The organism is uncultured Zoogloea sp., from assembly GCF_937894855.1.
Lineage (GTDB): Bacteria > Pseudomonadota > Gammaproteobacteria > Burkholderiales > Rhodocyclaceae > Zoogloea > Zoogloea oryzae.
Genome location: NZ_CALAYQ010000042.1, coordinates 1 through 13,443, shown reverse-complemented (window position 1 = coordinate 13,443; position 13,443 = coordinate 1). Strand labels below are relative to the sequence as shown.

General features: G+C 69.6%; 13 protein-coding genes. 4 read left to right on the top strand and 9 right to left on the bottom strand.

What is annotated here, in order from left to right; all coding sequences use genetic code 11:
• Nucleotides 1-67 precede the first annotated feature (67 nt).
• Nucleotides 68-1,354 (bottom strand): TIGR03862 family flavoprotein, encoded by a 1,287-nt coding sequence (locus Q0672_RS05885; RefSeq protein ID WP_298620692.1) that lies wholly within the window; start codon nucleotides 1,352-1,354, stop codon nucleotides 68-70.
• Nucleotides 1,355-1,461: 107 nt separating this feature from the next.
• Here Q0672_RS05885 and Q0672_RS05880 point away from each other — a divergent pair, with 107 nt between their 5' ends.
• On the top strand, nucleotides 1,462-2,115 hold the full coding sequence (locus Q0672_RS05880; protein WP_298620690.1) for a c-type cytochrome: 654 nt from the start codon (nucleotides 1,462-1,464) through the stop codon (nucleotides 2,113-2,115).
• Here the strand turns inward: Q0672_RS05880 and Q0672_RS05875 are convergent.
• The 3 genes from Q0672_RS05875 to Q0672_RS05865 are packed head-to-tail and all read right to left on the bottom strand — an operon-like array spanning nucleotide 2,108 to nucleotide 4,246.
• On the bottom strand, nucleotides 2,108-2,590 hold the full coding sequence (locus Q0672_RS05875; RefSeq protein ID WP_298620688.1) for a universal stress protein: 483 nt from the start codon (nucleotides 2,588-2,590) through the stop codon (nucleotides 2,108-2,110). The genes Q0672_RS05880 and Q0672_RS05875 overlap by 8 nt on opposite strands.
• A gap of 16 nt (nucleotides 2,591-2,606) precedes the next feature.
• Nucleotides 2,607-2,978, bottom strand: a complete 372-nt coding sequence (locus tag Q0672_RS05870; RefSeq protein WP_298620686.1) for a hypothetical protein — start codon at nucleotides 2,976-2,978, stop codon at nucleotides 2,607-2,609.
• Nucleotides 2,978-4,246, bottom strand: a complete 1,269-nt coding sequence (locus Q0672_RS05865) for a putative Na+/H+ antiporter (protein WP_153160556.1) — start codon at nucleotides 4,244-4,246, stop codon at nucleotides 2,978-2,980. Before Q0672_RS05865 ends, Q0672_RS05870 begins: the two co-directional genes overlap by 1 nt.
• 157 nt (nucleotides 4,247-4,403) lie before the next feature.
• Here Q0672_RS05865 and Q0672_RS05860 point away from each other — a divergent pair, with 157 nt between their 5' ends.
• Both Q0672_RS05860 and Q0672_RS05855 read left to right on the top strand, forming a co-directional pair.
• A complete protein-coding gene (locus tag Q0672_RS05860; protein WP_298620682.1) occupies nucleotides 4,404-5,963 on the top strand; it encodes an ATP-binding protein in 1,560 nt (519 codons plus the stop codon).
• Nucleotides 5,960-6,559, top strand: coding sequence for a response regulator (locus tag Q0672_RS05855; RefSeq protein ID WP_298620680.1), 600 nt, complete (start codon nucleotides 5,960-5,962; stop codon nucleotides 6,557-6,559). Before Q0672_RS05860 ends, Q0672_RS05855 begins: the two co-directional genes overlap by 4 nt.
• Here Q0672_RS05855 and rodA read toward each other — a convergent pair.
• The 5 genes from rodA to Q0672_RS05830 all read right to left on the bottom strand — a co-directional run bounded on the left by rodA (nucleotide 6,546) and on the right by Q0672_RS05830 (nucleotide 11,560).
• Complete coding sequence (gene rodA / locus Q0672_RS05850) at nucleotides 6,546-7,715, bottom strand: rod shape-determining protein RodA (protein WP_298620679.1); 1,170 nt, start codon at nucleotides 7,713-7,715, stop codon at nucleotides 6,546-6,548. The genes Q0672_RS05855 and rodA overlap by 14 nt on opposite strands.
• Nucleotides 7,716-7,868: 153 nt before the next feature.
• Nucleotides 7,869-9,803, bottom strand: a complete 1,935-nt coding sequence (locus Q0672_RS05845; RefSeq protein WP_298620678.1) for an amidohydrolase — start codon at nucleotides 9,801-9,803, stop codon at nucleotides 7,869-7,871.
• A 160-nt stretch (nucleotides 9,804-9,963) separates the two neighbouring features.
• Nucleotides 9,964-10,230 (bottom strand): hypothetical protein, encoded by a 267-nt coding sequence (locus Q0672_RS05840; RefSeq protein WP_298620676.1) that lies wholly within the window; start codon nucleotides 10,228-10,230, stop codon nucleotides 9,964-9,966.
• Between the two features lie 82 nt (nucleotides 10,231-10,312).
• Nucleotides 10,313-10,726 (bottom strand): secondary thiamine-phosphate synthase enzyme YjbQ, encoded by a 414-nt coding sequence (locus Q0672_RS05835; RefSeq protein WP_153160551.1) that lies wholly within the window; start codon nucleotides 10,724-10,726, stop codon nucleotides 10,313-10,315.
• A gap of 21 nt (nucleotides 10,727-10,747) precedes the next feature.
• On the bottom strand, nucleotides 10,748-11,560 hold the full coding sequence (locus tag Q0672_RS05830; RefSeq protein WP_153160550.1) for a CPBP family intramembrane glutamic endopeptidase: 813 nt from the start codon (nucleotides 11,558-11,560) through the stop codon (nucleotides 10,748-10,750).
• A gap of 197 nt (nucleotides 11,561-11,757) precedes the next feature.
• On the opposite strand from Q0672_RS05830, the gene hflX reads away from it, so the two are divergent.
• Nucleotides 11,758-13,086, top strand: coding sequence for a GTPase HflX (gene hflX / locus Q0672_RS05825; RefSeq protein WP_298620671.1), 1,329 nt, complete (start codon nucleotides 11,758-11,760; stop codon nucleotides 13,084-13,086).
• Nucleotides 13,087-13,443: the final 357 nt, after the last annotated feature.

The window sequence follows — 13,443 nt, the reverse complement described above, 5'->3', positions numbered from 1 at the left end:
ACGCTCCCTGTGTTCGTCACTCAGGACGATAGGGTACAGGGGTGGGAGATGTGTGTAATGGGATGCGTTAAATCGTGTAACGCCTGGCGCCTGCCGCGAGCCAGTCGCGCACGCCTTCGCCGGCCCGCCGGCCGCTGGCGAAGCAGGCGGTGAGCAGGTAGCCGCCGGTGGGCGCCTCCCAGTCGAGCATCTCGCCAGCGCAGAACAGGCCGGGCTGGCGCTTCACCATCAGGCCGTCGTCCAGTTCCTCGAAGCGCACCCCGCCGGCGCTGCTGATCGCTTCGTCCAGCGGCCGCGGCGCCACCAGACGCACCGGCAGGGCCTTGATGGCGCTGGCCAGGCGGGTCGGGTCGGCCAGATCTTCGGCGGGCACGCACTCGCGCAGCAGGGCCATCTTGAGCCCGGCGATGCCGACCCGGCTCTGCAGGTGGCTCGCCAGCGAGCGGGCGCCGCGGGGATGGGCGACCTCGGCCAGCACCCGCTCCAGCGGGCGGCCGGGGGCGAGGTCGATCTCCAGCAACGCCTCGCCGGCGGCCTCGATGCGATCGCGGATGGCGGCCGACAGGGCGTAGATCAGGCTGCCCTCGATGCCGTCGGCGGTCAGCATGGCTTCGCCGACCCGCGGCGGTGCCGCGTCGCCCGCCACGCGCATCGCCACCGACTTGAGGGGCTGGCCGGCAAAGCGGCTCGCCAGATGTTCGCTCCAGCCCGCCGCAGCGCGGGGCGAGGCCACCAGAAAGCCGCAGTTGGCCGGGCGCAGGGGGGCCACGGCGATGCCCTTTTCCGCCAGCCACGGCACCCACGCGCCGTCGGAGCCGAGCCTGGCCCAGCTGCCGCCGCCCAAGGCCAGCAGGGTGGCGTCCGCCGTCACCGCCAGCGGCCCGGCGGGCGTGGTGAAGGCCAGGCTGCCGTCGGCGTTCCAGCCCGTCCAGCGGTGGCGCGCGTGGATGCGCACGCCGGCTTCGCGCAGGCGGTGCAGCCACGCCCGCATCAGCGGCGCGGCCTTCATCTCGGCGGGAAACACCCGGCCCGAGGTGCCCACAAAGGTGGACACGCCCAGCGCCTCGACCCAGTCGCGCAAGGCCTGGGGAGAAAATGCCGTCATCATCGGTTCAAGCTCGGCGCGGCGCGTGCCGTAACGGGACACGAAAGCCTCGAACGCCTCGGAATGGGTGATGTTGAGCCCGCCCTTTCCGGCCAGCAGGAACTTGCGCCCCACCGACGGCATGGCGTCGAAGACATCCACATGAATGCCGGCGGCGGCCAGGGTTTCGGCGGCCATCAGGCCGGCCGGCCCGCCGCCGACGATGGCGACGCGGACGGTGCTGCGAGAGGGGGCGGAGGCGGCGGACATGCGGTCGATGACTGTGACAAAGGCGGAATTGTAGTTCGAGGCGGGCAGCTACAATGCCCATATCAGGCGGCGGGTCATCTCGCCAGCCAGCCACAGAGGGGTTTCCGATGATGGGTATCAAACCGAAGGCCGCGGCGACACTGCTGGTCGCTGCGTTGTGTGGGCTGGCCTTGCCGGCCGCGGCGGCGACGCCGGCGGATGGACGCGACATCCTCGCGCGGCTGCAGAAAGGCACGCCGGTGGAGCAGAAGGCCGCCATCGACGCCGGCCGCAAGGTGGCCCAGTTCTGCGCCAACTGCCACGGCGAGCAGGCCGGTGCCCGCTATGCCGAGCTGCCCAACCTGGCCGGCCAGCATCCCCTTTACCTGCTCAATCAGATCGAGGTCTTCCGCACCGGCCGGCGCCTGGAGCCCTTCATGCAGGGGCTGGGCAAGGCCCTCAGCGCCGAAGAGAAGGCCAGCGTGGCCTACTACTATGCCAACCTGCCGGCGACGCCGTCGGTGGCCACGCCGGGCCCGCGCTCGGCCGAGGGCGGCCAGCTGTTTGCCCGCAACTGCGTGCGCTGTCATGGCCCCGAGGCGCGCGGCGGCGAGAACTTCCCGCGGCTCGCCGGCCAGCAGCCGGAATACCTGCGCCAGACCCTCAAGCGCTACCTGAAGGGCGGCCCGGAGCGCATCTACCCGCCGATGACCGCCGCGGTGATGGCCCTGGGCGAGCAGAACATCGAGGCGGTGGTGGCCTCCCTGTCCAGCCTCAAGTAGCCCGCTCCAGGGCTGCTGGCGGGCGGGCCAGGGTGATGGGAGTCCCGCGCCGGGCGCGCTGCAGTCGTCGGGCAAGACTTCTGCCCAGCAGGTCAGGCCAGCCGGGGGCCGGCACCACGATTCCGGTGCAGCCGAGCTGCTCGGCCAGATCGAGGATGCCAGGCACGGGCGGTGCTTCGCGGAACAGACCGTGGCAGACGATGCCGGCGTCCCGCAGGGGCCGGGCGGCTTCTTCCAGAAATACCCGCGACCGAGCCTCGAAGTGGCGGTGGATCTCCTGCTCGGTGCGGAAGCGCCGCACCGTCCAGTGGCACACCGGCGCGACGATGTAGAGCAGACACACCGCCACCGGCCCGGCCTCCCGATGAATCCGGAGCGCGTGGGCAATCCCCCACTTCGACGCCGCAGTGGCGTCGATGGGGATCAGCAGCCGGTGACGGGCGTGGTCTTCCGGTTGTGCGGCGGCGGTGTTCATGGTCGCGCGCTCCGTGTCAGGGGGCGTCGGCGCCGGGCGGCGCGGCGGGGGGATGATCCCGGCGGTAGGCCGCCTGCAGGCCGCGGCGGAGCCGTCGCAGGTAGAACGGCCCGGTCAGCGCGACCAATGCCGGCATCGCCATCACCATCTGGGCCAGAAAGAGCAGGGGTTGCGGTACGTCGAGGCCGGTCGGCGGGCGCAGCAGCCAGGTCACCAGCACCAGGCTGGCGATCACCGAGATGCGCTCGACAATGTCCGCTTCGACCGATCTTGCCTTCTCCAGCACGCCCGGCCAGTCGCGCACGGGCCAGGCCCGCAGGCGTGGGAACAGGCTGACCAGTACCCATTGCAGCCAGCGTGACCGGAGGATCGGGCTGGCGGCCGACATCACAGCACCTGGAAGGCCAGGATGGCGACGCAGGTTGGGGGCAGCGCGGCCAGGAACAGGCCCATCGGGCTGATGGATTCGTCGTCGAAGTTCGATTTGAGGATCGCCACGCCAGCGGGGTTCGGCGCATTGGCGATGAAGGTGAGGCCACCGCCCGTCACCGCGCCGGCGACGATGGCGTACTTGAATTCGGGCGACACGCCGTCCACCAGCGAGGCCAGGTAGGTCAGTGCGGCGTTGTCCGTCAGGGCGGTCAGCGCGGTGGCGAGGAAGTACAGCAGGGTCGGCTCCACGCCGACCAGCGCCTGTTGCAGCCACCACTGCTGGAGCCCGCCGAGCACCACCAGCCCGGCCAGGAAGAACGCCACCAGCAGGCCTTCGCGCAGGATCAGGCGGTCCTGGTGGGTCTTGTAGGCTTCGGTGAAGCCCAGGAAGAACAGGAACAGCCCCATGAACACCACCGGGTGATGGGCGAAGAAGACTGCCCCGATCAGGAAGGCGAGATGAATCCCGCTGATCGTGACGGGGACCGGGGCGCGTTGGGTGTCAGGGTCGATCTGGCCCCGCTCGGCCAGCTCCTCGCGGAAGAACCACGTGAGGATGATGGCATTCGCAAACACTGCGACGGCCGCCTTCCAGCCGAAGTGGGAGATCATGTAGAGGGTGTCCCACTGCCACTTCGCGGCGACCATCAGCACCGGCGGCGCGGCGAAATGGGTCAGCGTGCCGCCGATGGAGACATTCACGAAGAGCATCCCCAGGGTGGCGTACTTGAGCCGGTTGGACAGGCCCTGCTGGTAGTAACCGTCGCGCAGCATCAGCGCCGCGAGGGTCATGGCGGCCGGTTCGGTGATGAAGGAGCCCAGCAGCGGGACCACCGACAGGCACAGGAAGTAGGTCGCCACGGCGCGATGGATCGGAATCACCGACGCCAGCAGGCGGACCACGCCGATTACGGTGCTCACGATGGGGCGGCTGGCGGCGATCACCATCACCACGAACACGAACATCGGTTCGGTGAAGTTGCGTCCTTCCAGGTAGGCCACCGCGGCATCCTGCCCCGACAGACAGAACAGGGTGGCGACCAGTACGAATGCCCATAGCCCGAACACCACCTCCACCTCGGCGAGCAGGTGCCACAGCCCGGCGTGACGGGGCTGGAGGTGAGCCAGATGGGCGAAGAAGCGGGTCGAGAACGTGTGGGCGACGGCGACCGCAAAGATTGCGGCAGCGGCGATTTCAGGCGCAGATGCGGCCAGGGAGAGCATGATCCGGGAACAGTGAGGAGTTGGCCTTACGGTACCCGGCCGCGCCGCCCCGGGAAATCCGGGAAGCACTTAGCGGAATCACGTACGTGTTTCCCTTGTTACGCGATCGGGGCGCCGGCTTCACAATGGCGCCATCTCCAACTGTTCGGCGTCCTTCTTGCGCAAGCGTCTGCTCCCCCTCGTCTTCGTCAGCCTGTACATCGCCCTGGATGCGGCGAGTTTCATCCATCCGCTGCACGGGCTGAACATCACGCCCTGGAACCCTGCGCCGGCCCTCGGGCTGGTCTATGTGCTGTGCCAGGGGCCGCTGGCGCGCGGGGCGTTCGTCGTGGCGGTGGTGGCCAGCGAGTTCCTCGTGCGGGATGTATCCCCCGAATGGTGGCGCAGCCTGTTGTCGGCGCTGATGCTCGCCGGCGGCTATCTGGCCCTGGCGGAAGTGCTCCGCCGGCGCATGGAGCCCGGATCGCTGCTCGACGGGCGCTCGGCGCTGCTGGGCTGGATGGTGCCGGTGGTGCTGGGCACACTCCTCAACAGCGTGGTCTTCATCACCGGCCTCTGCGCGCTGGGGCTGCTGCCGGCCGAGGGCTGGCGCGGTGGTGTGCTGCAGTTCTGGGTGGGCGACATGGTGGGCATTGCGCTGGCGATGCCGCTGTTCTGGTGGCTGGCCGGCGAGCGCGGCCGCCTGATGCTGAAGGCGGCGCTGCTGCGCTGGGAAACCCTGGGCTACGCGCTGCTGTGCGTGGTGGCCTTGCTGGTGGCCTTCGGGCTGGGCGGCGGCAGCGGGTTCAAGCTGTTCTACTGGCTGTTCGTGCCGATCGCCTGGGCGGCGGCGCGCCAGGGCATGGCCGGCGCCATCGTGTCGGCCATGCTGCTGCAGATCGGGGTGATCGTGGCGGTGCAGTGGCTCGACTTCAGCGCGGTGACGGTGGCCGAGCTGCAGATGCTGGCCTTCGTGATGGCGTTGATCGGCTTTCTCATCGGCGGCGTGGTGGATGAACAGCGCCGCACCAGCGACGAACTTCGCCAGACCCTGCGCCTCGCCGCCGCCGGCGAGATGGCGGGCGCCCTGGCCCACGAGCTCAATCAGCCGCTCACCGCGATGGGCGCCTACGCCTCGGCCTACGACACCCTCAAGGCGCGGGGTGAGAGCGGGGCGCGGCTCGATGCGGCCATCCACGGCATGCGCAGCGAGGCCCGCCGGGCCGGCGAGGTGGTCCAGCGGCTGCGGGATTTCTTCCGCACCGGGGCCACCCGTCTCGAGGACGTGGCGCTGGGCAGCCTCGTCGAGGCCGCCGCCGAACATTACCGGGACAAGGCCGCCGCGGCGGGGATCGCCTTCACGGTGAACGAGGTGCCGGACATCCACCTGCTGGCCGACCGGCTCCAGCTGGAAGTCGTGCTGCGCAACCTGTTGTCCAATGCCTTCGACGCGGTGCAGGCGCAGGCCACGGGGCCTCGCTGGGTCAGCCTCAGGGCCGACGTCCCGGCGGACGATCAGGTCTGCATCTGCGTCGAGGATTCCGGCCCCGGCCTCACGGCGCGGGAGCTCGGGCTCGTCTTCGAATCCTTCTATTCCGGCAAGTCGAACGGGATGGGCCTGGGGCTGGCCATCAGCCGGGCCATCGCCGAGGCGCACGGCGGCAGCCTGACGGGCGAGGTCGCCGGCCACGGGCAGTTCAGGCTCGTCCTGCCGATCCGGGAAGCCATCACACCATGACCGACAATCTGACCGTATTCATCGTCGACGACGACCCCTCGGTGCGCGACGCGCTGGGGCTGCTGCTGGGCATTCACGACTACCGGGTGGCCATGTTCGCCGACGCCGACAGCTACCTGCGGGCCTTCAAGCCCCACTGGCGCGGCTGCCTGCTCCTGGACATCCGCATGCCCGGCATGGATGGGCTGACCCTGCAGCGCACCCTGCTCGATCAGGGCGCCAGCCTGCCGGTGGTCATCATGACCGGCCACGGAGATGTGGATTCGGCCCGGGCGGCGTTTCGCGCCCAGGCGGTGGATTTCCTCGAGAAGCCCATCGACGAGGGGCGGCTGCTGGCGGCCATCGGCGAAGCCTTCTCGCGCCAGCGCGAGACCATCGACGCCGCGGCGAGCCGCGACCAGGCGCGCCGCCGCATCGACGGCCTGACCCAGCGGGAGCGCGAGGTGATGGAGCGGGTGGTGGCCGGGCGCCACAACCGCGAGATCGCGGCCGAGCTGGCGATCAGCCCGCGCACCGTCGAGGTCCACAAGGCGCGGATGATGGACAAGCTGGGGGTGGCCAGCGTGGCCGAGCTGGTGCGCCTCAGCCTGGGCTGAGGGCGGCCTTGCTCGCCCGGCCGGCGTTGCGGTCGTGGGCGATGGACATCAGCATCCCCAGCGAGATGCACAGGATCACCAGCGCGGTGCCGCCGTAGCTCATGAAGGGCAGCGGCACGCCGACCACCGGCAGCATGCCCGTCACCATGCCCATGTTCACGAAGGCGTAGGAGAAGATACTGAGGGTGAGGCTGCCCGCCAGGTAGCGGCTGAAGCGGTCCTTGGTGGCGAGCGCGATGGACATGCCCCGCAGCACGAGCAGGATGTAGATTGCCAGCAGCACCAGCGCGCCGACCAGCCCGAGCTCCTCGGCCAGCACCGCGAAGATGAAGTCGGTGTGGCGCTCGGGCAGAAAGTCGAGCTGCGTCTGCGTGCCCAGCCCCCAGCCCTTGCCCCACACTCCGCCCGACCCCGTGGCGATCATCGCCTGGATGATGTGAAAACCCTTGCCCAGCGGGTCGGACGTGGGGTTGAGCATGGTGCATACCCGATGCTTCTGATATTCGCGCAGCAGCGGCCAGGGCCGGTCCTTCTCGCACAGGCTGTCGCCGAACAGCAGCAGCACCACCACGATGGCGAGCACGCCCACCACCAGCGGGGCGATCCACTTCCACGGGATGCCGGCCAGAAACAGCACGAAGAACCCGGCCAGGAAGACCAGGATCGCCGTGCCCAGGTCGGGCTGCTTGGCGATGAGCAGCACCGGCAGCATCAGCAGGCCCACCGCCGCGAGGTGGTCGCGGTGGCGCAGCGCCCCATCCCGATGAAAGTAGAACCAGGCCAGCATCAGCGGCGCGGCGATCTTGAGGATCTCGGATGGCTGGACGCGGGTGAAGCCCAGGTTCAGCCAGCGCTGGGCGCCCTTCGAGATGTCGCCGAACAGGGCCACGGCGATGAGCAGCACAATGCCCACGATATAGAGCGGCGGCGTGACGACGCGCAGGCGCTGGGGTGTCACGTGGGCCGCCGCGAGCAGGCAGGCGACGCCCACCGCCAGATTGGTGAGGTGGGCGTTGATCCGCTGGGGTGACGCGCTGGAGATGATCAGCGTGGCGAAGGCGAGCAGGACGACGGTGAGCAGCAGGAGGGGCCGGTCGAGAGGCGCGAGCAAGGTGCGCCACGCGCTGCCGGCCTTGAGGAGCAGCGAATTGTTCATGCGGGCAGGGCGGCTGGCCATCACTGGCCGGTGACCATCGACTATAGCCATCCGCCGCGCCCGGGATAATTCGGGAGTCGCTTAGGTTTCCTGCTTAGGGGTGTCCCTTAACGGGAGCTGGGCCGGGCACCGGCTGGCGCCCGGCTGCAGGGGTCAGCGGATGATCGGCACGCCGCCGTCCGGCCCGCCAAAGACGGCGGCGCCTTCCTTCACCACGCCGGTGACGCGGATCTCGCCCAGCTTGTCGGTGGGCGTCTTGAGGGGGTTGGCCGACAGCACGGTGATGTCGGCCAGCTTGCCGGTGGCGATGCTGCCCTTGATCTTCTCTTCGCCAAGCTGCCGCGCCGGCAGCAGGGTGAGGGCCTTCAGCGCGGTAAGCGGATCGAGCTGTTGGTCTTCGCCCACCGGGCGCTTCACCGCCGCGGCCATCACGCCGAAGGGCGACGGGGCGGTGAGGGCCGGATCGGCGTGGAGCAGGGTGGCGATGCCGCGGGCGTGGGCGCTGCCCGCCGGGGCGAAGCGGGCGGTGCGCTCGGGACCGAGCAGGTAATCGGCCAGCGCGGGCTTTGACAGCACCAGCCGCTGGGGCGCGAAGCTCAGGCTGGCGCCGGCCTCCTTGAGGGCGTCGAGCTGGTCGTCGCGGATGGTCTGGGCGCCCACCAGCAGCGGGTGGCGGTCCTTGGCCGGGTGTTTGGCGGCGGCGGCGCGGATCGCCCCGATGAACTGGTCGATGGCCGCGTCGCCGTTGGCCTGCACCGCCACCTGCCAGCCGTTGGCGTACGCGCGGGTGGCGAGCTCGGTGGCCACTTCGTCCGTCGCGCCGGGATAACCGGCAAACTTGGTGCGCTTGCCCGGCGGCGGCAGCTGGTAGGGCTGGGTGAGCCAGGCGCTGCGGTCTTCGGCCACGCCATCCAGCGCGAACGACACGCCGGCCAGGCGCAGGCGGCTCTTGTAGTACTTGGGCCCGATGCTCTTGTGGCCCTTGAGCACGCTGCCGGCGCTGGCCAGGTCGGCGTAGAAGGCCACGTCGAGCTTGAGGAGGCCGGCATCCGCCGCCTGGGTGTAGAGCGTGAGGTCGTCCGGCGTGGCGCGGGCCTCGACGGCGGTGGTGTAGCCGTTCTGCAGCATCAGGCTCTGGCCCTGCTGGATCATCGCCATCCGCTCGTCCTTCGGGAGCTGCGGCAGCGCGCCGAGCAGGGCGGTGGCGGCGGCGCCGTCGAGCACGCCGTCCGGCTCCTTCGAGCCCGGCCAGCGGCCAATGCTGCCCCCCGGTGGGTCGATGCTGTCGCGGGTGATGCCGGCGAGCTTGAGCGCCTCGCTGTTGGCCACCACCTGACGGCCGGAGGCATGGACGATCAGCACCGGCTTGTCGCGGGAGATGCCGTCGAGATCAGTGCGGGACAGCGGCCGCTGCTCGCGCAGGCGGCTGTCATCGTAGCCAAAGCCGATGGTCCACCCGAAGCGCTGGGCAAGCTCGCCGCGGCTCCAGTCACGCAGGGCGCGGAGCAGGCCGTTCACGTCGGCAACGCTGCCTTCCGGCGGCGACTGCAGCGGAGCCGCCACGGTGGCGAGGCCCAGGCGCGACATCTGGCCCCAGGCGTCAATGAAGCCCGGCACGACGGTCTTGCCGGCCAGGTCCACCACCTCGGTGCCCTCGCTCTTCCAGCGGGCCAGGATGTCCTTGCTCTTGCCCACCGCGATGATCTTGGTGCCCTTGATGGCGATGGCCTGGGCGCTCGGGCGCTTGTCGTCGAGGGTGATGATGTCGCCGTTGGTGAGGATGATGTCCGACAGGGGCGGCGGAGGCGGCGCCGGCGGGGCGGCGTTGGGGTCGGCCGGTGCGCCGGGCACGGCCGCGGTGGCCGGCGTGGGGACTGCCGGCGCCGCAGGCGCGGCCGGTTTGGCTGTCGCCGGAGCAGGCGCGGGCGTCGCCACCGGCTTGGCTGCGGCGGCCGCGGGCGCAGCGGCGGGTGTCGCAGGGGCCGGCTTGGCGGCCGTCTGGGCCAGCACGGCCGGGGCGGCCAGCGCCAGGGCAGTGGCCACGACCAGCGGGCGCAGGGACAGGGGGGATTTCTGGGCGGATCTCATGAACGGTACTCCGGAAGACGCGATGGCCGGTGGCGGCACGGCCAGTGGCTAATCCCCCGAGCATAGCACCGGCGCCGCCGAATTCCCGTGACGGGCTTGGGGTTCGGGCGATCAGCCAACCATCGTCACAAATGGCGGCGGGCCGCGGGGGCGTCGGCACCTATTGGGCGGGCGGTGGCTTGTTGGCGTCGTCGTCGGGCTGGTCGGCGAAGACCTCGTCGCGCAGGAAGGCGGCGAGAAGGGCGAGCGGGGCGCCGACGACCACGTAGAAGACGACGGCCAGCACCGGCGTGAGGCCGATGTTGTACAGGCAGGCCTCGTGGCTGCCGTCCTGACAGGACCAGAAGGCCATGCCGATGGACGCGAAGATGACGAGGGTGGCGGCGGCGAGCAGATATTGCGTGTCGTGCTTTGCGGAGGGGTTCATGGGGTGGGCTCCGTCCGACCGGGCATGGAGGCCGGCTCGAAAAGTATGCGCCCCGAAACGTCCGCTGGCCATCGCGGAGCAATCAGCCCATGACCGTCACAACCACCCGCCGGCTGTGGCTTTGCGCCCGATGCTCCCACAGGAAGATGCCCTGCCAGGTGCCCAGCAGCAGGCGGCCGCCGCCCACTGGCACGGTCAGGCTCACGTCGGACAGCACGCTGCGGGCGTGGGCGGCCATGTCGTCGTCGCCTTCGAGATCATGCCGGTAGGCCGGGTCGCCGTCGGGGGCGAGGCGGGCGAAGACGGTTTCGAGGTCGCGCCGCACGTCCGGGTCGGCGTTTTCGGTGATGAGCAGCGAGCAGCTGGTGTGCTGCACGAAGACGTGGGCGAGCCCGCAATCGATGCCGGCGGCGCGCACCACCGCGGCCACGTCGGCGGTGATGTCGCGGGTGGCGCGGGGGCGGGTGGTGAAGCTGAGGATCTGCTGATGGGGCATGGGCGGTGGTCGGTCTTGGGGTTAAGGGAGCATCACCACATGCCGGTCGCCCCGCACGATGTTCGCGAGCACCACGATCCCCACCAGCACCGACAGGCCCAGCATGGGAAGGGTGGTGGCGGTGAGCCAGGGCTGGGCATAGCCGCCGGCGAGGAAGGTCGAGATGTCCCACACGCCGTGGGCCACCATCGCCGGCCACAGGCGGCCCGTGTGGCGGCGGAAGACGTACAGCACGCTGCCGCTCAGGGCCGCGATGAAGACCTGGATCACCCCCACCGCGCCGGTGCCCATCAGCACGTTGGGCAGGTGGAACAGGCCGAAGCAGACGGCCGTCCATAGCGCCGCGCTGGATTCTGCCCGGCCGCCCTCCCGCAGGGCGCGCAGCACGAAGCCGCGGAACAGCGTCTCCTCCGCAAAGCCCACCAGCACCCCGGACACCACGACCGCCAGCAGCAGGTCGAGGGGCACGGCCTGCCAGTCCACGCCGGCCAGGCGCAGCGCGATGGCCGCCCACCAGAACCCCATCGCCGCCTTCATCACCCCGCTGACCGGCAGCCGCCGCGGATCGCGCCACAGGTGATCCCAGCGGGTGATGGCCAGCCAGCCCAGCAGGACCACGCTGCCCACCGCGAGGGACAGCACCCCGGTGCGCCAGGCATTGGCCGCCGTCCTGAACCAGTCCAGATACGAGATGCCGCTGCTCGACTGGATGACGAAGGTGATCAGCCCGTACAGCATCCACGCCATCAGGGCAGGGACGATGCCGGGCGCAAGGCGCGGAAGGGACATGGCGGCATGCAGGGTGTGGGGATGCGGCGGATTGTAGAACGCCATGCAGGCCCTTTGGGCCCTGTAGGTCGGACTTCAGTCCGACATCCCCCCTCCGATCCGGCCGTATTGTCGGACTGAAGTCCGACCTACAGGGCAGCACGTACCCCATCCTCTTCCCGCCCTGTCACCAAACTTCGCGGCCCCCGGCCCCATGGCGGGTACACTCTGCTTTTGACCATTCGAGAGACGCCCCGCGCCGCATGCAAACCGAAGCCCGAGATACCCCCATTTACGCCGTCATCGCCGCAGTCCAGCTGCCCAACGTACCCGACTTCGAGTTCGACGCCTCGCTCACCGAGCTGCGCGAACTCGCCAAGACTCTGGGCCTGCAGGTCGTCCACAGCTTCGTCCAGAAGCGCACCACCTTCGACACGGCGGCCTACCTGGGGGCCGGCAAGCGGCAGGAAGTCCGCGACTACGTGGCCGGCGACGACGGCCGCGAGATCGAATTCGTGCTGGTGGATCACGAGCTGTCGCCCTCCCAGGCGCGCAACCTGGAGGTGGAAGTGGGCTGCGAGGTGATGGACCGCACCATGGTCATCCTCGAGATCTTCCACCGCAACGCGCGCTCCCGCGCCGCCAAGGCCCAGGTGGAGATCGCCCGCCTCGGCTACATGGCCCCGCGCCTGCGCGAGATGGCCAAGCTGGCCGGCTCCCAGGGGCGCCAGCGGGGCGGCGGTGGTGGCCGTGGGGCGGGTGAATCCCTCACCGAGCTCGACCGCCGCAAGATCCGCGACCGCATCGCCGAGCTGCAGCAGGAAATCATCGCCATGGACGCCGAGCGCAAGACCCAGCGCGCCCGCCGCCAGGGCAGCCGCGGCCTCGCCAGCGTGGCGCTGGTGGGCTACACCAACGCCGGCAAATCCACCCTGATGCGCGCCCTCACCGGCAGCGAGGTGCTGGTGGCCAACAAGCTCTTCGCGACCCTCGACACCACCGTCCGCGTCCTCTACCCCGAGAGCGTGCCCCGCGTGCTGGTGAGCGACACCGTCGGCTTCATCAAAAATTTGCCCCACGGCCTCGTCGCGTCCTTCAAATCCACCCTGGACGAAGCCCTCGAAGCCGAGCTGCTGCTCCACGTGATCGACGCCAGCGACCCCGGCTTCGAGCGCCAGCTGGAAGTCACCGACACCGTGCTCGCCGAGATCGGCGCCGACGAAGTGCCCCGCATCCGTGTGTTCAACAAGATCGACCACGTGGGCGACGCCGAAGCCCAGGCCGAACACGCCGCCGCACTGGAGGCCCGCTACCCCGGCTGCATCGTGATGAGCGCCCGCCGCCCCGACGACGTGATGCGCCTGCACGGCACCATCGTCACCTTCTTCCAGCGCGATCTGGTCGAGGCCGAGCTCTTCCTCCCCTGGTCTGCCCAGCAACTGCGCCAGGCCGTGTTTGCCCACTGCCAGGTGCTCGAAGAACGCGCCGACGAAGCCGGCGCCTTCTTCCACGTGCGCACCGAGGCCGATGTGCTGGAAAAGCTGCGCACGCAGATCGGCGAGGCCGGCGAGGGCAGCGCCCCATCCCTGTAGGTCGGACTTCAGTCCGACATTCCCCCCCGCTCATCAACCCGTGTTGTCGGACTGAAGTCCGACCTACGGGTCGATCCGGGAGGGGGTAACGGAGACCCTCGATTGCCTCATTTTTAGGCGACCGAGGGTCTCCGTTACCCTCGGCTGCCTAAACTTTAGGCGACGTCGCCTAAAAGTTAGGCAATCGAGGGTCCCGATTACCCTCGGTCGCCTAAAAATAAGGCAGCGTCGCCTAATAATGAGGCGACGGAGGGTGGCAATCACCCTCCGTCGATGAAAAATCACCCCCCGCCCCGTGGGTCGGGGAGCCTGTCCGAATTTTTGTGTTTGAGGCATAACATCAGACCCGGAGGGAAT

Bases quoted from the DNA above. Each gene is read 5' to 3' on its own strand.
- Q0672_RS05885 (WP_298620692.1), bottom strand. From the start codon at position 1,354: ATGTCCGCCGCCTCCGCCCCCTCTCGCAGCACCGTCCGCGTCGCCATC.
- Q0672_RS05880 (WP_298620690.1), top strand. From the start codon at position 1,462: ATGATGGGTATCAAACCGAAGGCCGCGGCGACACTGCTGGTCGCTGCG.
- Q0672_RS05875 (WP_298620688.1), bottom strand. From the start codon at position 2,590: ATGAACACCGCCGCCGCACAACCGGAAGACCACGCCCGTCACCGGCTG.
- Q0672_RS05870 (WP_298620686.1), bottom strand. From the start codon at position 2,978: ATGTCGGCCGCCAGCCCGATCCTCCGGTCACGCTGGCTGCAATGGGTA.
- Q0672_RS05865 (WP_153160556.1), bottom strand. From the start codon at position 4,246: ATGCTCTCCCTGGCCGCATCTGCGCCTGAAATCGCCGCTGCCGCAATC.
- Q0672_RS05855 (WP_298620680.1), top strand. From the start codon at position 5,960: ATGACCGACAATCTGACCGTATTCATCGTCGACGACGACCCCTCGGTG.
- rodA (WP_298620679.1), bottom strand. From the start codon at position 7,715: ATGAACAATTCGCTGCTCCTCAAGGCCGGCAGCGCGTGGCGCACCTTG.
- Q0672_RS05845 (WP_298620678.1), bottom strand. From the start codon at position 9,803: ATGAGATCCGCCCAGAAATCCCCCCTGTCCCTGCGCCCGCTGGTCGTG.
- Q0672_RS05840 (WP_298620676.1), bottom strand. From the start codon at position 10,230: ATGAACCCCTCCGCAAAGCACGACACGCAATATCTGCTCGCCGCCGCC.
- Q0672_RS05835 (WP_153160551.1), bottom strand. From the start codon at position 10,726: ATGCCCCATCAGCAGATCCTCAGCTTCACCACCCGCCCCCGCGCCACC.
- Q0672_RS05830 (WP_153160550.1), bottom strand. From the start codon at position 11,560: ATGGCGTTCTACAATCCGCCGCATCCCCACACCCTGCATGCCGCCATG.
- hflX (WP_298620671.1), top strand. From the start codon at position 11,758: ATGCAAACCGAAGCCCGAGATACCCCCATTTACGCCGTCATCGCCGCA.